The sequence below is a fragment of the Paenibacillus sp. FSL R10-2734 genome (assembly GCF_037963865.1).
GTDB lineage: Bacteria > Bacillota > Bacilli > Paenibacillales > Paenibacillaceae > Paenibacillus_AQ.
Genome location: NZ_CP150170.1, coordinates 486,558 through 509,583 on the forward strand (window position 1 = coordinate 486,558; position 23,026 = coordinate 509,583).

18 protein-coding genes, 1 tRNA gene and 3 rRNA genes are annotated in these 23,026 nt (G+C 45.4%); 2 read left to right on the forward strand and 20 right to left on the reverse strand.

The genetic code is table 11. The features are described from left to right. Window positions 1–104: 104 nt before the first annotated feature. Together rluF and NSS67_RS02260 are read right to left on the reverse strand one after the other, a co-directional pair. Window positions 105–806, reverse strand: a complete 702-nt coding sequence (rluF, locus tag NSS67_RS02255; RefSeq protein WP_339318128.1) for a 23S rRNA pseudouridine(2604) synthase RluF — start codon at window positions 804–806, stop codon at window positions 105–107. Continuing rightward, entirely contained in the window at window positions 796–3,123 is a 2,328-nt protein-coding gene (locus NSS67_RS02260) for an ATP-binding protein (RefSeq protein WP_339318129.1), read from the reverse strand. The genes rluF and NSS67_RS02260 overlap by 11 nt, the downstream gene beginning before the upstream one ends. Window positions 3,124–3,564: 441 nt before the next feature. Between NSS67_RS02260 and tadA the strand changes: the two genes are divergently transcribed. Beyond that, window positions 3,565–4,050, forward strand: a complete 486-nt coding sequence (gene tadA / locus NSS67_RS02265) for a tRNA adenosine(34) deaminase TadA (protein ID WP_339320483.1) — start codon at window positions 3,565–3,567, stop codon at window positions 4,048–4,050. Between the two features lies 1 nt (window position 4,051). Further along, window positions 4,052–4,621 (forward strand): GNAT family protein, encoded by a 570-nt coding sequence (locus NSS67_RS02270; RefSeq protein ID WP_339318130.1) that lies wholly within the window; start codon window positions 4,052–4,054, stop codon window positions 4,619–4,621. 106 nt (window positions 4,622–4,727) lie between these two features. Here the strand turns inward: NSS67_RS02270 and NSS67_RS02275 are convergent, their stop codons facing one another. From NSS67_RS02275 to folB, 18 genes are all read right to left on the reverse strand, one after another. Further along, window positions 4,728–5,819 carry a hypothetical protein gene (locus NSS67_RS02275; RefSeq protein ID WP_339318131.1) on the reverse strand — a complete coding sequence of 364 codons (1,092 nt, stop codon included), beginning with the start codon at window positions 5,817–5,819 and terminating at the stop codon, window positions 4,728–4,730. 102 nt (window positions 5,820–5,921) lie between these two features. Continuing rightward, window positions 5,922–6,074 (reverse strand): small acid-soluble spore protein P, encoded by a 153-nt coding sequence (locus NSS67_RS02280; protein ID WP_339318132.1) that lies wholly within the window; start codon window positions 6,072–6,074, stop codon window positions 5,922–5,924. A gap of 12 nt (window positions 6,075–6,086) precedes the next feature. Continuing rightward, the gene (locus tag NSS67_RS02285) at window positions 6,087–6,428 is read right to left on the reverse strand and encodes a hypothetical protein (protein WP_339318133.1); all 342 of its coding nucleotides are present in this window, start codon (window positions 6,426–6,428) and stop codon (window positions 6,087–6,089) included. 171 nt (window positions 6,429–6,599) lie between these two features. Continuing rightward, window positions 6,600–6,688, reverse strand: a tRNA-Ser gene (locus NSS67_RS02290). Between the two features lie 68 nt (window positions 6,689–6,756). Next, window positions 6,757–8,043, reverse strand: a complete 1,287-nt coding sequence (gene serS, locus NSS67_RS02295; RefSeq protein WP_339318134.1) for a serine--tRNA ligase — start codon at window positions 8,041–8,043, stop codon at window positions 6,757–6,759. 73 nt (window positions 8,044–8,116) lie between these two features. Continuing rightward, window positions 8,117–8,713 carry a pyridoxal 5'-phosphate synthase glutaminase subunit PdxT gene (gene pdxT, locus NSS67_RS02300; RefSeq protein WP_339318135.1) on the reverse strand — a complete coding sequence of 199 codons (597 nt, stop codon included), beginning with the start codon at window positions 8,711–8,713 and terminating at the stop codon, window positions 8,117–8,119. Between the two features lie 19 nt (window positions 8,714–8,732). Then, a complete protein-coding gene (gene pdxS, locus NSS67_RS02305) occupies window positions 8,733–9,614 on the reverse strand; it encodes a pyridoxal 5'-phosphate synthase lyase subunit PdxS (RefSeq protein WP_042123186.1) in 882 nt (293 codons plus the stop codon). 111 nt (window positions 9,615–9,725) lie between these two features. Further along, on the reverse strand, window positions 9,726–11,072 hold the full coding sequence (locus NSS67_RS02310) for a D-alanyl-D-alanine carboxypeptidase family protein (protein WP_339320484.1): 1,347 nt from the start codon (window positions 11,070–11,072) through the stop codon (window positions 9,726–9,728). A gap of 161 nt (window positions 11,073–11,233) precedes the next feature. Continuing rightward, entirely contained in the window at window positions 11,234–12,691 is a 1,458-nt protein-coding gene (gene guaB / locus NSS67_RS02315; RefSeq protein ID WP_339318136.1) for an IMP dehydrogenase, read from the reverse strand. A 430-nt stretch (window positions 12,692–13,121) separates the two neighbouring features. Further along, a 5S ribosomal RNA gene (gene rrf / locus NSS67_RS02320) occupies window positions 13,122–13,238 on the reverse strand. 129 nt (window positions 13,239–13,367) lie between these two features. Then, a 23S ribosomal RNA gene (locus tag NSS67_RS02325) occupies window positions 13,368–16,286 on the reverse strand. 263 nt (window positions 16,287–16,549) lie between these two features. Beyond that, a 16S ribosomal RNA gene (locus NSS67_RS02330) occupies window positions 16,550–18,103 on the reverse strand. The 16S, 23S and 5S rRNA genes sit together here, the layout of an rRNA operon. A 407-nt stretch (window positions 18,104–18,510) precedes the next feature. Then, complete coding sequence (gene lysS / locus NSS67_RS02335) at window positions 18,511–20,031, reverse strand: lysine--tRNA ligase (protein ID WP_339318137.1); 1,521 nt, start codon at window positions 20,029–20,031, stop codon at window positions 18,511–18,513. Between the two features lie 156 nt (window positions 20,032–20,187). Beyond that, window positions 20,188–20,667 carry a transcription elongation factor GreA gene (gene greA / locus NSS67_RS02340; protein ID WP_042123182.1) on the reverse strand — a complete coding sequence of 160 codons (480 nt, stop codon included), beginning with the start codon at window positions 20,665–20,667 and terminating at the stop codon, window positions 20,188–20,190. Between the two features lie 201 nt (window positions 20,668–20,868). Next, a complete protein-coding gene (gene dusB, locus NSS67_RS02345) occupies window positions 20,869–21,885 on the reverse strand; it encodes a tRNA dihydrouridine synthase DusB (protein ID WP_339320485.1) in 1,017 nt (338 codons plus the stop codon). 40 nt (window positions 21,886–21,925) lie between these two features. Further along, window positions 21,926–22,120 (reverse strand): helix-turn-helix transcriptional regulator, encoded by a 195-nt coding sequence (locus tag NSS67_RS02350; RefSeq protein ID WP_339318138.1) that lies wholly within the window; start codon window positions 22,118–22,120, stop codon window positions 21,926–21,928. Then, the gene (folK, locus tag NSS67_RS02355; RefSeq protein WP_339318139.1) at window positions 22,087–22,638 is read right to left on the reverse strand and encodes a 2-amino-4-hydroxy-6-hydroxymethyldihydropteridine diphosphokinase; all 552 of its coding nucleotides are present in this window, start codon (window positions 22,636–22,638) and stop codon (window positions 22,087–22,089) included. Before folK ends, NSS67_RS02350 begins: the two co-directional genes overlap by 34 nt. Before the next feature lie 11 nt (window positions 22,639–22,649). Next, window positions 22,650–23,012: a dihydroneopterin aldolase gene (gene folB, locus NSS67_RS02360; RefSeq protein WP_339318140.1), complete on the reverse strand. Its 363-nt coding sequence runs from the start codon at window positions 23,010–23,012 to the stop codon at window positions 22,650–22,652. Window positions 23,013–23,026 lie beyond the last annotated feature (14 nt).

Consider the following 23,026-nt stretch of genomic DNA (forward strand, 5'->3'; position numbering starts at 1 on the left):
GTTGTCCTATAACAAGCATAAAGAGCTGTCCCAAGGTCTCAGACCGATGGAACAGCTCTTTTTTGATATATTGTATTCGTACCTAGGCCACTAGCTCTTCTAGACTATAGAAGCTCGTAGTTCAGTGTAGCTCCAAGTTCTTGCTTCTCTTCAGCAGATAACTCACGCCATTCCCCAGTTTGTAATGTCCCTAGGCGAATATTCATAATCCGAATACGTTGCAGCTTTCTAACTTCGTAGCCAAAAGCGCTACACATACGACGAATCTGACGATTCTTACCCTCAGTCAAGATAATACGGAATACACGCTCTGTAATACGAGTGACCTCACAAGGCAGCGTCTTCTCCCCTAATATCTTCACACCGCTGGACATGCCGGTAATAAATGATGGCGTAATCGGTCTGTCCACAGTAACTACATACTCTTTTTCATGCCGACCTTCGGCCCGTAAAATCTTGTTAACGATGTCCCCATCATTGGTAAGCAGAATCAATCCTTCCGAATCCTTATCCAGCCGCCCAATCGGGAATATACGCTCATGATGATTTACGAAATCAACAATATTGCCTTTGATATGCTGTTCTGTGGTTGATGTTATCCCTACTGGCTTGTTTAACGCAATGTAAACCGTCTGGCTTGATGTCTCAAGCGCTACACCATCTATTCGCACATCATCGCCTGGAACGGCCTGACTGCCAAGCACAGCAGGTTCTCCATTGATCGTAACTCTACCACCTTCCACCAGCTTGTCTGCTTCGCGGCGTGAACAGTAGCCTGTCTCACTGATGAATTTATTAATTCTCACGTTGTCCTTCACTCCGTTCATCCTTAATATTATGCCAAGGAGTAACCACTCCGGCTGCGGGCAGCTTGATCATAACGGTTGTCCCTTGACCCACTTCACTTTGTATATCTAAATGTCCCTTATGTGCCTGAATAATACGTTGGCTAATCATTAGCCCAAGACCTGTTCCCGACTCTTTATTGGTGAAGAAGGGTTCACCCAGCTTAGGCAACATATCCTCAGGAATTCCTTCACCTTGATCTGAAATAAGAATGAAGACAGAATCCAAGGTATTTCTTAGCTCCATTGAAATCACACCACCATCAGGCATAGCTTCAATTGCATTTTTGACGATGTTAATAAACACCTGCTTTAGCTGGTTCACTTCACAATGTACGGTAGATGGCTGTTCAGAGAACGTGGCACTAAATTGAATCCCAAACAAATGAGCTTGACTGTCTAATAGAGAAATCACATCGCCAAGTATGTCGCGTACATCCTTTTCCTGAAAATGCACGGCTTGAGGCTTGGCCAAAATTAAAAATTCACTTACGATCAGATTAATCCGTTCAAGCTCGGATAACATCAGCTCAATATGGAGTGGGACCAAAAGCTGCTTCTCTTGTTGAAGCTGCAGAAATCCTTTTAACGTCGTAAGTGGATTACGAATCTCATGGGCTACTCCCGCGGCCAATTGACCTACTGTAGTCAGTTTCTCAGAGCGTCTGAGCAGTTCTTCCATTCGGTTACGTTCCGTCATATCACGTGAAACGTGAATAAAGGAATGAGGATAACCCTCTTCATCACGAATCACTGAGGTACTAACACTAACCTCAACTATTGTTCCGTCACGTTTAAGTCTTACGGTTTCAATCGGCGGTAGAACGGCACCACTCCTTAACGCATCAAGCCGCTCTTCCTCCTGCTTAAGCGCTGGCCCAGGCACAAGGTATGGCATATTGCCTAGCACCTCTGTAGCACTCCATCCATACAGTTGTTCGAAGGCTCTGTTCGTGCTAGTGATTCGGCCGTCCATATCCATCGTATGAATCGCATCAGAGGTTCCGTTAATCACGGATTCCAGATGCTCCTTAACTGCGCGGTTCTCTTCCAGTGTCTGTTTGAGCCGATTGGTACGCTGCATGAGGTGAGCAGTCATAGCGTTGATTCGCAGGGCCAATTGCCCTAACTCATCCCGGCTAGTTACTTTTAACGGAGGCTCGAATTTACCTTTTGCTACATCGTTCACTTTGGCAAGTATCGCCTGAATAGGACGAGTAACAAATCCAGACAGTATGTAACTACATAACAAGAATAATGTAAGCAATAATAGTGACGTTGTCAGATTATTGATTAGTTGTTCATGAAGCACCGATGAAATCACAGAGTAATCCAAAACGACACCAATCACATAAGCCTTCAATCCGGGAGAATGGATAGGAATGTAGCTTTTAAGCACTCTTTTTCCATTGACTCTAGTCTCCAGTGTAACTGGCTTCTGCTTCTCTGTAGCCAATAGAATCGCCGCTCTATCCTGCTCCACATTACCATGAGTATAGGTGCCATACTTAATGGGGCGGTTACCAAGATTCTTATTCATTGGGTCGCTTCCGTCAGCCTTCATACTTGCTGAACCAAATGTTACTGGGTTAAATCCTGTGAGTTCTATAATTCCTGGATTAGCTTCTTTGGTTCGCGCTGCGATTTGGTCGGCATTAGTGATTTTGACGTAATCGCTGGCCTCAGTATTGAGAATAACAGGATTGATGATGTAGTTGCTTTCTTCATCACGATAATAGCCCCACTTCTCAATGAAATCGGGATTGTAGGTTGAATATTCAAATGGGCCCGACCAAAAATGATCCAGGGCCTGTCCATAACCCACGGATACCTCCTGATTATCGAACAGCTCCAAAAAGGCTAGATACCAGTATCCCCAGTCCTTTGTGGACCTCCCAATATTACTAGGCACCGAAGACCTTGCTACTACGATATCGTTATCAGTCTTTACCAGAATTGAAATATTAGACACGCCCACCTTGGAAGTTAGGGCCTTAAGTTCTTCATTCGTCACATTCTTATAATCTGGATCCAGTTCCTCGGAGGCAAAGATAGCCGCCATCCTTAAATTATGCGCAATTTGATATTCTACATAGTTAGAGCTATAGTTACTTTGTTCTACAGATACGGCCATTTGCATAGCGGTTAGCTGCATATTATTAATGCTTTCATTCCGTAGATTGTTTTGGGCGGCATAAAGGTTAAATGTCAGGTTCAGTGCTAAAATTAGCAACACCGCCCCAAAAATAATAGCAGATAGTTTTGTCTTTATGGACAAACTGTTTGTTCACCTCTTATCCACTGGTAAATCCTTGCGGGGCCTACATTAATCATCATACCTTTTGCCTTCACATTTGAAAAGACATTTCAATGAAGCATTTCAATTCAAGGAATATTGAAATTCAAGAGGTCTTTCTCTACAATATACAAGTATAAATGCCTTCGGCGTCCTTATAAGAACGGTAAGCGTTTAAGCGCGAAATATAAGGAAAAAGTATAGTGTGAAACTTATACTTTCTTATATTTCAAGAAATAATCCACAGCTTATGCACATATAAACATTTTATTATAAAACGATGTGTACAAAAATGTGCATAAGTAGGCGGTTATCCACAGAGTTATTCACATTTTGTTAAGAACGAATATTTGTTCGTTGTACAATGGATATATAGGAGGAAAGATGATCTTGAATATTAAAGCAGATGAATCGCCAGATGATATGGGAGCGGTTCATGAACATTGGATGAGGCAGGCGATAGCTGAAGCCCGCAAAGCTGAAGCATTAGGAGAGGTTCCTATTGGGGCGATCGTCGTACGGCATGGTGAAATTATCGGACGTGGATACAATTTAAGAGAAACAACAATGGATTCTACGGCTCATGCTGAAATGGTAGCCATTCGTGAAGCAAGCAAGGCCATGAACTCATGGCGACTGCTGGATTGCCAACTGTATGTTACTTTAGAGCCTTGTCCGATGTGTGCAGGAGCGATTGTGCAATCAAGAGTACCCCTCACTGTGTATGGGACTCCTGATCCTAAGGCTGGATGTGCTGGGACCCTTATGAATTTGCTTGAAGAGCCGCGATTTAATCATCGGACCGAAGTGATTCAGGGAATTTTACAAGAAGAATGTGCAGACCTACTGACCTCATTCTTTCGTCGTTTACGTCAAAAACCATTGAAAGAAGAACAAGGAGAAACCTGAAATGACCCTTACTTTATATCATACCTCACAAGGTATCTATATTTCTCCACTAGAGCTAAAGGACGCAGAGAATTTACTGGAGCTGCGTTTGAATAATCGGTTAACACATGAACCGTTTGAACCTAAACGCGATGAGCAATTCTATACTCTGGAGAGTCAGCAACGGATTATCAATCAGCGTCTGGAGGATGCCCAAGAGGACAGAGCCTATATGTTCGGCATCTATCTGCTTGATGGACAACTAATAGGGCAAGTCACGCTATCTAATGTTTCAAGAGGTGTAGCTCAGTATGCTGATTTAGGGTACTTAATGGATCATCGGATGCAGGCAAAAGGTTACATGACCGCTGCGGTCGGACTAATTCTCGGCTACGCTTTTCGAGCCTTAGGTCTTCATAGGGTTCAAGCAGCCATATTATTGCATAATGAGGCCTCCCGGAGGGTGCTGGAGAAGAGCGGATTTAGACCTGAAGGGATCGCCCGCCAGTATCTCAAAATAAACGGACAGTGGCAGGATCATCAAACCTACGCCATACTGGCAGAAGATACACTACCGGATGAACATAAATAACGTTCTACAGACTCGTTCAGGATTAAAGATCTTATTCTTCTAATAAAAAGACCCGCATGCGCGTATATCATACGCAACATGCGGGTCTTTCTCTCGTAACTGCTTATTAATAAGTTCCCAAGCTGCCGAATTGCTCCTCTAGTTGATCCATTGTAATTACGTCATCACCTTGAGGAATGCCGATCTTGAACTCTGGCTTCTCGTTAATCTTGCCATATTGACCCGTTCCGTTTACAGAGAAGGATACGTCTGTCCCCTCTTCCGGATCGTTTACCTTAATGTCCATCAATAAATCCTGATACACAGGGAATCCGTCTTTATTGATCGCAGTATTGTAGTGGAACTGGTTAATCGTAAGATACTTGTCAAGATCGGCCAAGCTCTTATCGAATTCAGTTCTAGTTTCACTCGATGTGATCTCTTCTTTAGCCTTAGCCAGATCAGCATCATTAATCTGCAGCATATCCTTGTATTCTTCCTTGCTCACAATATCAATGATTTTAGGTAAGGCATTATTCACAAAGATGGTAATTGCCTCTTTAACATTATCGTTCGTCACTTGGAACTGAACGACCTGTTTAGCTTCCACACCCTCTGGTAAATTAGCGTCCTTTGGACTAACTTCTTTAAAATACTTTCCTTCATCATATTCAGCAAGTACAGTGTCCATCACTTCATTAGAGAATTTTTGCATTTTCTGTGTATCAAGAGCGCTAGGATTAAAGTCAGCACCCTCTTGCTCTGCCAACGCCTTCAGATCAATCTCTACAAACTTATTAACGATTGTCTCCGGAAGTGGTAAGAACGGAATCGATGGAATCTTAACATACAACTTCTCACTAGTCATCACCATAGGGACATTAAAGCTCATGCTCATATCGCCCTTGAGATTCAGAACCATAGTTAGCTCTGTCTGCATTGGATCAGCCTGATAAACCCCGTCAATGGTGATATCAGCGTTCTTAAGCATGCTGAGCACCTGTGTGGTCATTGCATCAGATTCAGTGCCAGCGGTCCCGATGGTTAGATCATTGATCGTAAACTTACTCTTCATCTCATATGAAGACATCGTTGTCACTTTTGTAGCGGCTGATTTTAAGGCCTCTTTTGGCGCCTCCTGTTTACTTGCGCATCCTGGCAGAATTACTGCTGCTGTTAGCAACAATGCTGCTGCCGATAAACCCCATTTTTTGTTCATTATTTTTCTCCTCTCCCATGTAAAAAAAATCTCCCCCCTATATGATAAACGATTTGTAAAAATCAAGAAACACTTCTTTAAAATTCTTATTGTTTTTATTTGTTATCCTTGCGGATTATGATGGCTTACATGATTAGCTTGTTTCACCTTTTTAGAGCCGGAAAGTGGCTCTGGTGCAGATGAATTATGCTCCTTTCTACGCTCGCCATCCGTGGGCTGCGCCCCAGGAACTGGAATACTCTTTGGCTTTGACATTGTTCATTCCTCCTAAGGATTAGTCATGTTTTGTAGAGCCTGAGCACATTCATGAATTTGCCGTGTATATTGCTGTGCTAATTGCTGCACTGCATCACTATGCTCATCGATATGAATTCCACTCTGCTCCACATCAAGCAGATCAACAGCAACCTCCCTGCTATCTACGTACTTGCAACGAAAATCAAGTGAGTACCCTTGACGTCCCGCAGCATTAAAGTGTATAAGCAGACTATTTGGATCGCCTTCATCCGCTAGTACATTGAAACTGTCCCCATCCTCCATTAACGCAGGCAGGCGCTCTTGCCAGGCTGAGACAAGATTATGCTGATCAACTTCCAATTGTCTGTCCATAATTATGATCATCCTCCTTCTCTAATACATTGCGGAGAAATCAATCTTTTTATTCTCACTGGACTTAGGTCCATCAAACAATAACTAAATGCACTAGTTCAGGAACAACAAAAAAACCGTCCCCAGAGGGAACGGTTTCTATCTCATAATTTCTTTAAGTTCATAAAAGAATGGCGGAGAGGATGGGATTCGAACCCATGTGGGCTTGCACCCTAACGGTTTTCAAGACCGCCCCGTTATGACCGCTTCGGTACCTCTCCAAATGCATATAAATTTCACATGCATTAGTAATAGTACCATACAATACGAAGAAAAAGCAACTATTTTCTTAAATATTTTTAGGTTGGATCGATTTTACATTGCGCATATACGGTTGTAGACATTCCGGAATCAGGACACTACCATCCTCTTGCTGATAATTCTCAAGAATTGCTGCAACAGTACGTCCAACAGCCAAAGCAGACCCATTCAGCGTATGAACAAATTCAGGCTTGGATTTTGGATCTTTACGGAAACGAATATTTGCCCGACGCGCTTGGAAATCCTCCGTATTTGAGCAAGAAGAGATTTCGCGGTACATTCCACTCTCAGGTAACCATACTTCCAAATCGTACGTCTTAGCCGATGTAAAGCCCATATCAGCTGTACATAGCCCAAGTACACGATAAGGCAATCCCAAAAGCTGCAGCACACGTTCAGCATCTGCTGTCATTTTTTCTAATTCCTCATAAGAGGATTCAGGTGTAGTAAGCTTCACCAGCTCTACCTTGTTGAACTGATGCTGACGAATCAAACCTCGAGTATCACGGCCCGCTGAGCCCGCCTCAGAACGGAAACAAGAGCTGTATGCTACATGGTACTTGGGTAGGTCTGCTGCTGTCAAAATCTCTTCGCGATAGTAGTTCGTTACTGGCACTTCCGCTGTAGGAATCAAATAGTATTCGGTATCACGTAGCTTAAACAGATCTTCTTCAAACTTAGGAAGTTGTCCTGTTCCATATAAGCTGTCTTTGTTCACAATGTAAGGTGGCAGCATTTCTTCATAGTTATGCTCACCGCTGTGAAGATCCATCATAAAGTTAATTAGCGCCCGCTCTAGACGTGCTCCCAATCCTTTATAGAAAACAAACCGAGATCCCGTAACCTTAGCTGCGGCTTCAAAATCAATGATATCGAGCTGCTGCGCAAGCTCCCAGTGTGATTTTGGAGTAAATCCAAATTGTTTGGGCTCCGACCAGCGGCGCAATTCAACATTATCATCCTCGGACTTTCCTACTGGAACTGAATCATGAGGAATATTCGGAATACTCATAGTAAGTTCAGCAATCTGAGCTTCCAGTTCACGCACTTCATCATCAAGCTCTTTAATTCGGTCGGATACCGTACGCATTTCTGCAATTAAGTCATCGGCTGGCTCACCATTTTTCTTCTTCTTAGCTACTTCACCCGATACCGTATTGCGACGGTTCTTAAGGCCTTCAGTTTCTTGCAGTAATTCACGTCTGCGCAGATCAAGCTTCGGAAAATCGGCAATCAAATCCAGTGATTTACCTCGTTTCTCTAAGGCTTGTTCCACTCGAGCGTAATCACTACGTAGTACTTTTACATCTAACACAAAGTTTCCCTCCTGAAAACAGCCTAAACTCTTTCAAATTGCTGCTTACAGCTTTGAAAGAGTCAGGATGTTCTTATATGCGATTCTGTTGTTGCACTTGCATAGTAGCGTCTACCATATCGACGAAATATTGGTGCAGTCTGAAATCATCGGTCAGTTCTGGATGAAAAGAAGACACCAGCAGGTTACCTTCGCGTGCAGTTACAATCTCATCATTATAGACTGTAAGCACATCTACTCCCGGACCTACCTCGTTGATAAGCGGTGCACGTATAAAAACAGCTCGGACCGGCTCATCAATGCCCTTAACCTCCAGATCACATTCAAAGCTTTCCCGTTGACGACCGAACGCATTCCGGGCCACCGTAATATCCATCAGCTCCAAATGCCCTGGTTCCCCACCGGCAATTCGTTTAGCTAGAACAATCATCCCCGCGCATGTTCCAAAAATCGGCTTTCCCTGATTGGAGAAATCACGTATGGCTTCAATGAAGCCGTATTTCCGCATCAGCTTACCGATCGTTGTACTTTCACCGCCGGGGATAATTAGGCCAGCAACCTCCTCAAGTTGCTCTACTCGCTTGATAGGCACGCCCTCTGCTCCGGTCTTCTCTATACTAACAATATGCTCCGTAACAGCGCCTTGAAGCGCCAGCACTCCTATTTTCATCCGGGTAACCTTCTCTCTATTAACGGCCACGCTCCGACATACGTTCAGCCGGGGTTAGAGTTGCAATATCAATCCCCTTCATTGGTGCACCAAGGTTCTTGGATACTTCTGCAATCAGTTTGTAATCAGTATAGTGTGTAGTGGCTTCAACAATCGCACGCGCAAATTTCTCAGGGTTGTCCGATTTGAAAATACCCGAGCCTACGAATACACCATCCGCACCTAGATGCATCATCAGGGCAGCATCAGCAGGAGTTGCTACACCGCCAGCAGCAAAGTTAACAACCGGCAGCTTACCAAGCTCATGTACTTCAAGCAGAAGCTCGTAAGGAACTCCCAGGTTCTTAGCTTCGTTGTATAGCTCATCCTTGGACAAGTTGGTTACTTTACGGATTTGGCTGTTGATAAAGCGCATATGACGCACTGCTTCAACAATGTTGCCTGTTCCTGGTTCACCTTTTGTACGGATCATGGATGCACCTTCGTTAATACGTCTCAAGGCTTCTCCCAGGTCTTTTGCTCCACATACGAATGGAACAGTGAACTCACGTTTATTAATATGGAATACTTCATCAGCAGGAGTAAGAACTTCACTCTCATCCAAATAGTCAACACCTAAGGATTCCAGGACCTTTGCTTCTACGTAATGGCCGATACGAGCCTTAGCCATAACAGGGATACTAACCACTTTAATAACCTCTTCTACAATTGTAGGATCGGCCATCCGTGCTACACCGCCAGCTGCGCGAATGTCAGAAGGTACGCGTTCCAAAGCCATAACAGCTACTGCACCCGCAGCCTCAGCAATTTTTGCTTGTTCTGCATTCATGACGTCCATAATGACGCCGCCTTTTTGCATTTCTGCCATGCCTCTTTTAACTCGCGATGTTCCTGTTTCCATGTCCTAGCCCCCCGAATGATCTATCTTAATCTAACTTGTAATTTTACCCCAATGTAGGGGAATATACAATCCACTTACTCGGATTCAACGCATTTTTCGACGTTAAATTCATTAGAACAAGTTTTTGATCCCAGTAAACAAATCGCCGAAGAAATCTCCAATGGCTCTAAGAAATAACTTAAACCAACCAGCCTTCTCCGCTTCTTCAGCAGTAATCAGATTTACCGTCTTCTGCTGAACATCAGACATGCCTTCAACTTGGTAGGAATAAGTCACCTTACCGACTTTAGCAGATGGTGCTATAGGAGCAACTAAGGTTGCTGGATCATTTATTTCAACGGTTGTTTTAATTTGAGGGGACGTTGTTCCCTTAGGGACCATAAAAGATACTGCTTCATCCGTAACTACAGGCACCTCTTTATTTTTCCCTTTGAGGACTGGTACAGTTTCGTTGCCGGCTATCACTGCTTTAGGGGCTACGACCTGTTTGATTTCAAAATTGTTAAATCCAAAATCAAGTACTTTCTTCGTCTCTGTAAAACGGTGTGGCTCTGTATCAGCCCCCATTACTACACTTATCAGACGCATACCATCACGTTCAGCTGTCCCTGCAAAACAATATTTAGCTCTAGCGGTATGGCCTGTTTTCAAACCATCCAATCCCTCATAAGCATAAGCCTTAAAATTCTGGATACTCTTGTTAGCTTCCAACATCCAGTTAAAATTAATCATTGGTGCGGTATCGCGTTCACGGAACTTGTAAGACTGAACCGTTGTAAATCTATTAAAATCAGGATGATCAGTAACGATATGTTTAGCAAGGATAGCAGCATCCATCGCTGACATTACATTTTCTTTATCATCAGTTGAACGGTATTTCTTGGGCATGTCAGCTTTGTCTAATCCAGTAGAATTAACGAAATAGGCAGTTTTCATCCCCATCTTCTGGGCAGTCTGATTCATTAGCTCTACGAATTCCAATTCTGATCCCGAAACTAGTTCTGCCAAAGCTACTGTAGCATCATTTGCAGATCCGACAGCCATTGCTATATACAGCTCTTCAACCGTATGCTCGTCACCTTGCGCTAGAAAAATACGTGATCCAACCTGTTTAGACGCATTTTCCCCTACTATGACTTTTTGATCCCATGAAAGTTGCCCGTTCTTTACTGCTTCTGCTACAAGATACTCTGTCATCATCTTAGTCATACTTGCTGGAGGCAAAGCCTCATCTGCATTCATAGATAGAAGAATCTCACCTGTTGTTGGTTCTATCAGAACCGCTGACTTCAAATTTAGACCCAGTGATTCCACAGAAGGGATCTTTACTGCTTTCTGAGTTGTCTGAGTTGCAGTACCAGCTTTTATTGTCGTAGTCGTACCTTCCTCAGCGAATGCCGGTAGTGGAGTGGAAACTAACATATTTAAAAGTAGACCTACTGTGACTGTCTTAATCATAAATTGCTTACCGTTAAATTTCTGCTTGTGCTTCAATGATTACTACTCTCCTTTAAACCTCATATCAATAGCTTGTTCTATTCTAACACAGGGGTACACGCAAAAAAAGACAGACAGGACGAAATAGTCCTGTCTGTCCAAAAAATAGTCTTTCCAGTCCATTACACGGAATAGTTTGGCGCTTCTTTCGTGATTTGCACATCATGTGGATGGCTTTCGCGAAGTCCAGCACTTGTGATGCGAATGAAAGAAGTATCATTTCGAAGTTCTTCCAAAGACTTCGTACCGCAATAGCCCATACCGGAGCGCAATCCGCCGATCAATTGATGAACGGTATCCGAAAGAGGTCCTTTAAAAGCGATACGACCCTCAATTCCTTCAGGAACAAGCTTCTTATCGTCATCCTGGAAATAACGATCCTTACTACCTTGTTTCATGGCACTCATACTGCCCATACCACGATATACTTTAAATTTACGGCCTTGATAAAGCTCAGATTCTCCTGGGCTTTCTTCAGTACCCGCAAACATACTTCCCATCATTACTGCATGGGCACCAGCGGCAATAGCCTTAGTAATTTCCCCAGAGTACTTGATTCCACCATCAGCAATAATAGGAACTCCATACTCACGAGCAACTGTCGCACAATCATAAATGGCTGTAACCTGTGGTACACCGATACCAGCGATAACGCGTGTTGTACAGATAGAACCTGGTCCAATACCTACCTTAACTACAGAAGCTCCTGCTTCAATTAGCTCACGTGTTGCTTCACCTGTAGCCACGTTACCAGCAACAATCGTAAGATCAGGATACAACTCACGAATTTGGCGAACGGCTTCAATAATATTAATATGGTGACCATGTGCAGAATCGACAACGATCAAATCAACACCTGATTTCACTAATGCTGCAGTACGCTCGAATGTATCTTTTGAGATACCAACAGCTGCTCCAACCAGCAAACGGCCCTGTGCATCTTTCGCTCCGTTAGGGAACTGAATAGCCTTCTCGATATCCTTAATGGTAATCAGGCCCTTAAGAATGTTATTCTCGTCCACCAGCGGCAATTTCTCAATCTTATGACGTTGCAAGATCCCCTCTGCTTCTTGTAGTGTCGTACCTACAGCAGCAGTCACGAGATTCTCATGTGTCATAACTTCTTTAATTGGAATATTAAAGTCATGAATAAAGCGTAAATCTCTATTAGTTAGAATACCGACCAGTTTGTTGTCACTATCTACAATCGGTACTCCGGAAATGCGGTATTTACCCATTAGTAGTTCAGCATCAGATACTAAATGTTCTGCTGAAAGAGAGAAGGGATTAGTAATAACTCCGCTCTCGGAACGCTTCACACGATCCACTTCTTCCGCTTGCTGCTCTACAGGCATATTCTTGTGAATAATCCCGATACCACCCTCACGAGCAATAGCAATGGCCATAGCCGCTTCTGTGACTGTGTCCATACCTGCACTCATAAGCGGGATGTTCAACTTCACATTCTTACTTAGAACTGTAGTCAAATCTACTTCCTTCGGCAGTACCTCAGATTTACGCGGAACCAGCAGCACATCATCAAAAGTTAGACCTTCTTTACCAAACTTATCCTTCCACACCTGGGTCATTCCTCCTCGGTTGTTTTAAATTATACCCGCCTACAAACTTTATAAAAGAAGAACCTTCAACTTTAAGTCCATTCACGACAGACAACTCTGTACACCTGGAAGTAGAACAAGTTCATATCTTCAATTTGGGTTTGAGATGCTTATCCAAAAATATATTATTGCCATCTTAGCAAAGGGCATTTGGACTGTCAAGAACATTACATCATCAGAGTAGGTATTCAAAAAACGACCCTCGAGTAAGCGAATTATTGGACTATTGTCCATACACAGTGGACATTAAGGAATGAAATTATACATTTCACTTTAGTCATCACCCATACTTACGCTTATCTCTAATGTAGTATCTCAAAATAAACTCTAATGAATTCTTAAATGATACAACAAAAAGACCACTGTCGATGACTCAACAGTGGTCTTGCGTGCTTGGCAACGTCCTACTCTCCCAGGACCCTTCGGTCCAAGTACCATCGGCGCTGGAGGGCTTAACGGTCGTGTTCGGGATGGGTACGCGTGGAACCCCTCCGCTATCGCCACCAAACATGCGTCTGTGAAACAGACGCTGCCGCGTGAAATTTCATTCATCACCAGAAGTGACAATGAATTTCTAAGCGTGTTACAGGCTTAATCGCCTGAAAACTGAATCCGAAACAAATCTGCGTTTTAAATATTGGATAAGCCCTCGACCGATTAGTATTGGTCAGCTCCATGCATTACTGCACTTCCACCTCCAACCTATCTACCTCGTCGTCTTCAAGGGGTCTTACTAATTGGGAAATCTCATCTTGAGGGGGCTTCACGCTTAGATGCTTTCAGCGCTTATCCCGTCCGTACGTAGCTACCCAGCCATGCTTCTGGCGAAACAACTGGTGCACCAGCGGTACGTCCATCCCGGTCCTCTCGTACTAAGGACAGCTCCTCTCAAATTTCCTGCGCCCACGACAGATAGGGACCGAACTGTCTCACGACGTTCTGAACCCAGCTCGCGTACCGCTTTAATGGGCGAACAGCCCAACCCTTGGGACCTACTTCAGCCCCAGGATGCGATGAGCCGACATCGAGGTGCCAAACCTCCCCGTCGATGTGGACTGGGGGAGATAAGCCTGTTATCCCCAGGGTAGCTTTTATCCGTTGAGCGATGGCCCTTCCATGCGGTACCACCGGATCACTAAGTCCGACTTTCGTCCCTGCTCGACTTGTAGGTCTCGCAGTCAAGCTCCCTTATGCCTTTGCACTCTTCGAATGATTTCCAACCATTCTGAGGGAACCTTGGAACGCCTCCGTTACTCTTTAGGAGGCGACCGCCCCAGTCAAACTGCCCGCCTGACACGGTCCCCGTACCGGATTACGGTACTAGGTTAGAACCTAGATACGATCAGGGTGGTATCCCAACGGCGCCTCCACCGAAGCTTGCGCTCCGATTTCTACGGCTCCCACCTATCCTGTACAGATCGTACCCAAATTCAATATCAAGCTGCAGTAAAGCTCCATGGGGTCTTTCCGTCTTGTCGCGGGTAACCTGCATCTTCACAGGTATTAAAATTTCACCGGATCTCTCGTTGAGACAGCGCCCAAGTCGTTACGCCATTCGTGCGGGTCAGAATTTACCTGACAAGGAATTTCGCTACCTTAGGACCGTTATAGTTACGGCCGCCGTTTACTGGGGCTTCGGTTCATAGCTTCGGGTTACCCCTAACCACTCCCCTTAACCTTCCAGCACCGGGCAGGCGTCAGCCCGTATACTTCGCCTTGCGGCTTCGCACAGACCTGTGTTTTTGCTAAACAGTCGCTTGGGCCTTTTCACTGCGGCCCCCTCGTGCTATTCACACTACCGGGGCACCCCTTCTCCCGAAGTTACGGGGTCATTTTGCCGAGTTCCTTAACGAGAGTTCTTCCGCGCCTTAGAATTCTCTTCTCGCCTACCTGTGTCGGTTTGCGGTACGGGCACCTTCTCCTGGCTAGAGGCTTTTCTTGGCAGTGTGAGATCATGACCTTCGCTACTACAATTTTCGCTCCCCATCACAGCCCAGCCTTATCGATGTGCGGATTTGCCTACACATCAGCCTCACTGCTTAGACGGACATATCCATCAGTCCGCGTCACCCTCCTGCGTCACCCCATCGCTCATAGCGGATTACGGTGGTACAGTAATTTCAAACTGTTGTCCTTCGACTACGCCTTTCGGCCTCGCCTTAGGTCCCGACTTACCCTGAGCGGACGAGCCTTCCTCAGGAAACCTTGGGCTTTCGGCGGATCAGATTCTCACTGATCTTTTCGTTACTCATACCGGCATTCTCACTTGTATGCTGTCCAGCGCTCCTTACGGTACACCTTCAACCCACATACAACGCTCCCCTACCCCAGATACATACGTATCTAGCCATAGCTTCGGTGGTGTGTTTAGCCCCGTTACATTTTCGGCGCAGAGTCACTCGACCAGTGAGCTATTACGCACTCTTTCAATGGTGGCTGCTTCTAAGCCAACATCCTGGTTGTCTGTGCAACTCCACATCCTTTCCCACTTAACACACACTTGGGGACCTTAGCTGATGGTCTGGGCTGTTTCCCTTTTGACAATGGATCTTAGCACTCACTGTCTGACTCCCGGCAATAAGTATATGGCATTCGGAGTTTGACTGATCTTGGTAATCCTTGCGGACCCCGCAACCAATCAGTGCTCTACCTCCACTACTCTTATACCGAGGCTAGCCCTAAAGCTATTTCGGGGAGAACCAGCTATCTCCGAGTTCGATTGGAATTTCTCCGCTACCCCCACCTCATCCCCGCACTTTTCAACGTACGTGGGTTCGGGCCTCCAGTGCGTGTTACCGCACCTTCACCCTGGACAGGGGTAGATCACACGGTTTCGGGTCTACGTCCACATACTAAATCGCCCTATTCAGACTCGCTTTCGCTGCGGCTCCGTCTTCTCGACTTAACCTTGCATGTTAAACGTAACTCGCCGGTTCATTCTACAAAAGGCACGCCATCACCCATAGATAGGGCTCTGACTTTTTGTAAGCACACGGTTTCAGGTTCTATTTCACTCCCCTTCCGGGGTGCTTTTCACCTTTCCCTCACGGTACTGTTTCACTATCGGTCGCCAGGTAGTATTTAGCCTTAGCAGATGGTCCTGCTGGATTCATACGGGGTTTCACGTGCCCCGCACTACTCGGGATCCGTCTCGGAGAGAACACAGTTTAGGTTACAGGGCTTTTACCTCTATCGCGGGCCTTTCCAGACCTCTTCGCCTACCATATTCCTTTGTAACTCCATGTGAGACGTCCCACAACCCCTAAGAGCAAGCTCTTAGGTTTAGGCTGTTCCGCGTTCGCTCGCCGCTACTGACGGAATCACTATTGTTTTCTCTTCCTCAGGGTACTTAGATGTTTCAGTTCCCCTGGTCTGCCTCTACATCTCCTATGTGTTCAGAGATGAGTAACTGCGAATTACCACAGCTGGTTTCCCCATTCGGACACCCCCGGATCAAAGCTTGCTTACAGCTCCCCGAGGCAGTTTCGTTGTTCGCCACGTCCTTCGTCGGCTCCTGGCGCCTAGGCATCCTCCGTGTGCTCTTATTAGCTTAACCTTCGCTCCAATGTTTCGTTTGTTCGCACAATCGAAAATCTTCGCTTCCAGCTAATAACTAACGTACTTGTTTACACAAGTTTTAGCTAAAAGATGTTCTAAAACGCAAATTCGTTTCGGTATCCAGTTTTCAAGGATCAAGTTTAAAGATGAGAGCTTAAACTCTCAAAACTGAGCAACGAGTGAGTAACAGGCCTAAACCTGAGTTTTGGAAGTTTAGCTTCCGATTTGAATGTCTTCATTGCAGAAGACGATTCTCCATAGAAAGGAGGTGATCCAGCCGCACCTTCCGATACGGCTACCTTGTTACGACTTCACCCCAATCATCTACCCCACCTTCGGCGGCTGGCTCCCTTGCGGGTTACCCCACCGACTTCGGGTGTTGTAAACTCTCGTGGTGTGACGGGCGGTGTGTACAAGACCCGGGAACGTATTCACCGCGGCATGCTGATCCGCGATTACTAGCAATTCCGACTTCATGCAGGCGAGTTGCAGCCTGCAATCCGAACTGAGACCGGCTTTGATGGGATTGGCTTCACCTCGCGGTTTCGCTTCCCGTTGTACCGGCCATTGTAGTACGTGTGTAGCCCAGGTCATAAGGGGCATGATGATTTGACGTCATCCCCACCTTCCTCCGGTTTGTCACCGGCAGTCACTCTAGAGTGCCCAACATTACTTGCTGGCAACTAAAGTTAAGGGTTGCGCTCGTTGCGGGACTTAACCCAACATCTCACGACACGAGCTGACGACAACCATGCACCACCTGTCTCCTCTGTCCCGAAGGCCGCCACTATCTCTAGTGGATTCAGAGGGATGTCAAGACCTGGTAAGGTTCTTCGCGTTGCTTCGAATTAAACCACATATCCACTGCTTGTGCGGGTCCCCGTCAATTCCTTTGAGTTTCAGTCTTGCGACCGTACTCCCCAGGCGGAGTGCTTACTGTGTTAACTTCGGCACCAAGGGTATCGAAACCCCTAACACCTAGCACTCATCGTTTACGGCGTGGACTACCAGGGTATCTAATCCTGTTTGCTCCCCACGCTTTCGCGCCTCAGCGTCAGTTACAGCCCAGAAAGTCGCCTTCGCCACTGGTGTTCCTCCACATATCTACGCATTTCACCGCTACACGTGGAATTCCACTTTCCTCTTCTGTACTCAAGTCACCCAGTTTCCAGTGCGACCTTAGGTTGAGCCCAAGGTTTAAACACCAGACTTAAATGACCGCGCGCGCGCTTTACGCCCAATAATTCCGGACAACGCTTGCCCCCTACGTATTACCGCGGCTGCTGGCACGTAGTTAGCCGGGGCTTTCTTCTCAGGTACCGTCACTCCGATAGCAGTTACTCTACCGGACGTTCTTCCCTGGCAACAGAGCTTTACGATCCGAAAACCTTCATCACTCACGCGGCGTTGCTCCGTCAGACTTTCGTCCATTGCGGAAGATTCCCTACTGCTGCCTCCCGTAGGAGTCTGGGCCGTGTCTCAGTCCCAGTGTGGCCGTTCACCCTCTCAGGTCGGCTACGCATCGTCGCCTTGGTGGGCCGTTACCCCCCACCTAGCTAATGCGCCGCAGGCCCATCCCTCAGTGACAGATTGCTCCGTCTTTCATTCTTTCTTCAGGAGAAAAAAGAAATTATCCGGTATTAGCTACCGTTTCCGGTAGTTATCCCAGTCTGAAGGGCAGGTTGCCTACGTGTTACTCACCCGTCCGCCGCTAAGTTACTTTGAAAGCAAGCTTTCAAAGTAACTCCGCTCGACTTGCATGTATTAGGCACGCCGCCAGCGTTCGTCCTGAGCCAGGATCAAACTCTCCAATTAGTATTGAAAAGAGCGATATGCTCATTTTGAAACATCTGACGAGAAAATTAATTCTCTAATTTTGGATTTCACTTTCGTGATTTCCTACTCACTCGTTGTTCAGTTTTCAAAGATCAAGTTCTCGTTGGCGCCGTTTAATGTCTCAGCAGCAACTCTTATACTATATCATGTTCGGCTATTTAATGTCAAGCTCTTTTTTCAACTTCTTTTTCGAGCTCGGCATGTGTATTTCTTGGCCGGACTTAGAATATATCATGTATAGAGATTCATTGCAACACTTTTTTTCAAACAAATTAGTATTAAGCTATATATCCTCAAAACCACACTAGAGCCTTTAGCTTCTGATCAACAGTAGCCAAGGAGAACCGCCGCTAGACAGCTCCCCTGTGCTCATTGTTGTATAGATACTATTCGTTTGTACGGTTACGCATATGCGGAAACAGTAGTACATCACGAATAGATGCAGAATTGGTAAGCAACATGATCAAACGGTCTACACCGATTCCCAGCCCACCTGTAGGAGGCATACCATATTCCAAAGCACGGATGAAGTCATCGTCCATCTCATGAGCTTCGTCATTCCCTTGCTCTTTCTCCTGGATTTGCGCTTCAAAGCGTTGGCGCTGGTCGATCGGATCATTCAATTCACTAAATGCATTCGCATGCTCACGACCCACAATAAACAATTCAAAACGATCGGTGAAGCGTGGATCCTCATCATTTTTCTTAGCAAGTGGTGAGATTTCAACCGGGTGTCCCATTACAAAGGTAGGCTGAATCAGAGTTTCCTCAACAAATTGCTCAAAGAAAGCATTAAGGATATGACCGAAAGACATGTGCTTCTCTACAGGTACACGGTGCTCTTTAGCCAAAGCCTGTGCTTCCTCATCTGTCATATGAACACTGAAATCAACACCTGTTACTTCTTTAACGGCATCAACCATAGTTACACGGCGCCATCCTGGTGACAGATCTACCGGCTTGCCTTGATAGTCGACCTGTTGAGTTCCTAATACCTCTTGGGCAATATGAGCGATCATATTCTCCGTAAGATTCATGATGTCCTTGTAATCAGCATAAGCTTCATACAGCTCAATCATAGTAAACTCAGGGTTGTGACGAGTCGAAATTCCTTCGTTACGATAGACACGACCGATTTCGTATACTTTTTCCAATCCACCAACAATCAGACGTTTCAAATGAAGCTCAATAGCAATCCGCATATACAGCTGCATTTCAAGCGTGTTGTGGTAGGTGATAAACGGACGCGCAGCAGCTCCACCGGCAATCGCATGAAGTGTAGGTGTTTCAACTTCAAGATAGCCAAGTGAATCCAAATAACGACGCATCGATTGAATGATTCTTGAACGAGCAATAAAGGTCTGTTGAACTTCCGGATTAATAATCAAATCAACGTAGCGCTGGCGGTAACGCAGCTCTACATCTTTAAGACCATGATATTTCTCAGGAAGTGGCAACAAAGACTTGGACAAGACTTCGAGATTATGCACTTTGATGGAGGTCTCGCCTGTTTTGGTTTTGAATACTGTTCCGCGAACGCCAATGATATCTCCTAAATCAAGAACATTGAACGCGGTGTATTGCGTTTCAGGAATGCTGTCTTGACGAACATAAAGCTGAATTCTTCCACTGAGGTCTTGGATATGCGCAAAACTGGCTTTACCCATTACGCGTTTTGCCATAATGCGACCTGCTATGCTCACTTCAACGGATAGCTCGTCCAATTCCTCTTTAGAAAGTCCATCATACTTCGATACTAGATCGCCAGCGTTAGCTGTGCGCTCATACTTTTTACCGAAAGGATCGATGCCAAGTCCTCTTAGCTCGTCCAATTTGGCACGGCGGATCTGCAAAAGCTCACTAAGTTCGTTCTCTGCATTGTCCACATTATTCATTTCCTCGGTCATGCTATTCATCCCCTTGCAGATATAAATCCCTTATATTTTGAAAAAAAGCTTCCCTAAGGAAGCTTTCCCAAACAATGTTCCCTTATCTGCCTACATACAACGAAACAGCTTATACATTTGGCAGCACATCTATTTACAGACCATGAGGTCTGTACACTACTTCATTCTGATATCGAGAATTTTATATTGAATAACGCCTGCAGGTGTATTAACGTCAACGATCGTGCCTATTTTCTTCCCGATGATGGCTTTGCCTACTGGACTTTCGTTGGAAATCTTATTATTCAGTGGATCGGACTCCGCTGTGCCTACGATCGTATACTCCATAGTGTCGCCATACTCCAAATCCTCAACACTTACAGTAACACCGATACTTACCACATCAGTAACGATCTCGTCGCTATTAATGATGCGCGCGTTGCGAAGCATCTTCTCCAAGGTGATAACGCGTCCTTCGATAAAAGCCTGCTCATTCTTCGCGTCTTCATACTCCGAGTTCTCACTGATATCTCCGTAGCCAATCGCTACCTTAATCCGTTCAGCAACCTCGCGGCGTTTCACAGATTTGAGGGTCTCCAGCTCATCTTCCAGACGCTTTAGCCCGTCCGGCGTAAGAATGACTTCTTTATCGCTCATCTCAACCGATTCTCCTGTCGTATACAATTATTGAAAACACCATACTATATGCTAATCTAGGAGGATAAGAACCCTCCCTGCTGCATTGCTCTTACTGTAACGGCGATTTTATACTGTGAAATTATATTGGAACCGCTACTAAATGTCAATGACACTACATATAAAGTGGGATGTGTTCAAAAAGCGTTAGGAAAATAACGTTTATACTACAGAAGAAGACATTCCCATACCCTTATTCTCTTCATCATGCATTAGTTGAACAACAAAATCATTCAAAATCTTCACCATTCCATCACGTTTCGTCTCTGCCATGAGAACGTCCTTCACTCTAGCGGCAGCCTTCAAACCTTTTAAGTACCAGGCCATGTGCTTACGCATATCACGAACGGCTACGGCTTCTCCCTTAAGAGCAACCAGTCGATCCATATGAAGAATGGCAACCTTAATTTTCTCTTCTAACCCTGGCTCAGGCATCAGTTCCCCCGTGCTTAAATACTGAATCGTACGATACAGCATCCATGGGTTACCCAATGCACCACGTCCGATCATCACGCCATCACAGCCGGTCTGATCAAGCATAGCCCGAGCATCTTCAGGTGTATTGACATCGCCGTTGCCGATAACTGGAATGGATACCGCTTCTTTTGCCATCTTGATATAATTCCAGTCTGCACGCCCCGTGTAGAGTTGCTCCCGTGTTCTTCCGTGTACACTAACAGCCTTACCACCCGCACGTTCTACTGCCCGCGCATTATCTTCGACAAAAATATGCTCACTATCCCAGCCAATACGCATCTTCACGGTTACGGGCTTATCGACAACATCGACAACTGCAGATACCATTTCATAGATTTTGTCTGGGTTCAAAAGCCAGCGGGCTCCCGCATCACATTTCGTTACCTTCGGCACTGGGCATCCCATATTGATATCGATAATATCAGCGTTGGTCTCTTTATCAACCACTTTAGCAGCTTGCACCAGTGACTCTCTATCTCCACCAAAAATCTGCAAACTAAGCGGTTTTTCCCGTTCATCCACGAACAACATTTCGCGAGTACGCGTATTTCCGTGAATAATAGCCTTGTCGCTCACCATTTCCGCACAGACTAAACCTGTACCAAACTCTTTAGCGATTAAACGAAAGGCTGGATTGCACACGCCAGCCATAGGAGCCAGGACAACCTGATTCTTCATCTCGATGTCGCCAATCTTCAGCATTCGTATCACTTCCATTATTCCTATTTGTATTGCTTAAAAATTATGTGTTAGGGTTTACCAATTCTTCAGTTGCAACCCCTAGGACATTCGCAATTTTATCTAAAATTTGATCTTCCAAACGTCTGTTTCCCCTCTCAACTGCGCCAAGCACAGCCAAGGAAATTCCAGTCAGATCCGCAAGTTCCTGTTGAGTATAGCCTTTTAGCTTGCGGAATGCCCTGACCCTCCGCCCCATACGTTTGTTGTCCACAACCGAATTCCTTCCTTCCCGTCTATGTCTTGAAGCGCTGCTGTAATCAACTTACGGAGCCCGGAAGACTGTTCATCCTGTGGAACGATATCACTGAGCGGAAGCATTACAAATGCACGCTCTAGCATACGTGGATGCGGTAACGTTAAATGCGGCGTATCTAGTGTTTGTCCCTCTACCCACAATAAATCCAGATCTACCGTTCTCGGACCATAGCGGATATCCCGGATACGACCTAGTTGCGTTTCGATCCCCAGCATTACTTCCAGCAAGGTCTCTGGCGCAAGTGTCGTGCGCAAAGCTGCTGCCATATTGAGAAACTGCGGCTGATCCAAATAACCTACTGGCTCTGTCTCGTAAACTTTGGAGCAGCGAACTACCGTTATTTCATCATGGTTATCCAGTCTGTTCAAAGCCTCTGACAGCGTGCCCTCACGGTCGCCCAAATTAGCCCCTAAAGCAATATAAGCCTCTGACTGTTCAGAGGTGGAATGTATATTCATGGACCTTGTTCTCACTTTCTAGTTCTGCGCAGCTCTACAGTCACTCCCTGAAAATGAATGTCGAATGGCGGATGCGGTTTAGTTACTTTTACCGTTACTGCATTGATAACAGTATAAGTGTCCAGTACGGAGGATGCAATATATTCTGCCAAAGCTTCGATCAGCTTAAAGGACTTTATTTCGACAATATTTTTGACCAGTTCATGCACTTCGGCATAATTCACGGTTTGGTTCAAATCATCGTTCTGGCCCGCTCCCTGCAGATCAAGCTCCAGCTCCAAATCAATGTAAAAACGTTGACCTAGCTTACGCTCTTCTTCAAACACACCATGATATCCGTAATATTCCATTCGATGCATCGTCATTTTATCCATCTTTAAACCCGCCC

Bases quoted from the DNA above. Each gene is read 5' to 3' on its own strand.
- pdxS (WP_042123186.1), bottom strand. From the start codon at position 9,614: ATGGAAACAGGAACATCGCGAGTTAAAAGAGGCATGGCAGAAATGCAA.
- folK (WP_339318139.1), bottom strand. From the start codon at position 22,638: ATGAATATACATTCCACCTCTGAACAGTCAGAGGCTTATATTGCTTTA.
- greA (WP_042123182.1), bottom strand. From the start codon at position 20,667: ATGAGCGATAAAGAAGTCATTCTTACGCCGGACGGGCTAAAGCGTCTG.
- NSS67_RS02270 (WP_339318130.1), top strand. From the start codon at position 4,052: ATGACCCTTACTTTATATCATACCTCACAAGGTATCTATATTTCTCCA.
- NSS67_RS02275 (WP_339318131.1), bottom strand. From the start codon at position 5,819: ATGAACAAAAAATGGGGTTTATCGGCAGCAGCATTGTTGCTAACAGCA.
- NSS67_RS02310 (WP_339320484.1), bottom strand. From the start codon at position 11,072: ATGATTAAGACAGTCACAGTAGGTCTACTTTTAAATATGTTAGTTTCC.
- dusB (WP_339320485.1), bottom strand. From the start codon at position 21,885: ATGCTGAAGATTGGCGACATCGAGATGAAGAATCAGGTTGTCCTGGCT.
- tadA (WP_339320483.1), top strand. From the start codon at position 3,565: ATGGGAGCGGTTCATGAACATTGGATGAGGCAGGCGATAGCTGAAGCC.
- folB (WP_339318140.1), bottom strand. From the start codon at position 23,012: ATGGATAAAATGACGATGCATCGAATGGAATATTACGGATATCATGGT.
- pdxT (WP_339318135.1), bottom strand. From the start codon at position 8,713: ATGAAAATAGGAGTGCTGGCGCTTCAAGGCGCTGTTACGGAGCATATT.
- NSS67_RS02285 (WP_339318133.1), bottom strand. From the start codon at position 6,428: ATGGACAGACAATTGGAAGTTGATCAGCATAATCTTGTCTCAGCCTGG.
- NSS67_RS02350 (WP_339318138.1), bottom strand. From the start codon at position 22,120: ATGGGGCGGAGGGTCAGGGCATTCCGCAAGCTAAAAGGCTATACTCAA.
- NSS67_RS02280 (WP_339318132.1), bottom strand. From the start codon at position 6,074: ATGTCAAAGCCAAAGAGTATTCCAGTTCCTGGGGCGCAGCCCACGGAT.
- lysS (WP_339318137.1), bottom strand. From the start codon at position 20,031: ATGACCGAGGAAATGAATAATGTGGACAATGCAGAGAACGAACTTAGT.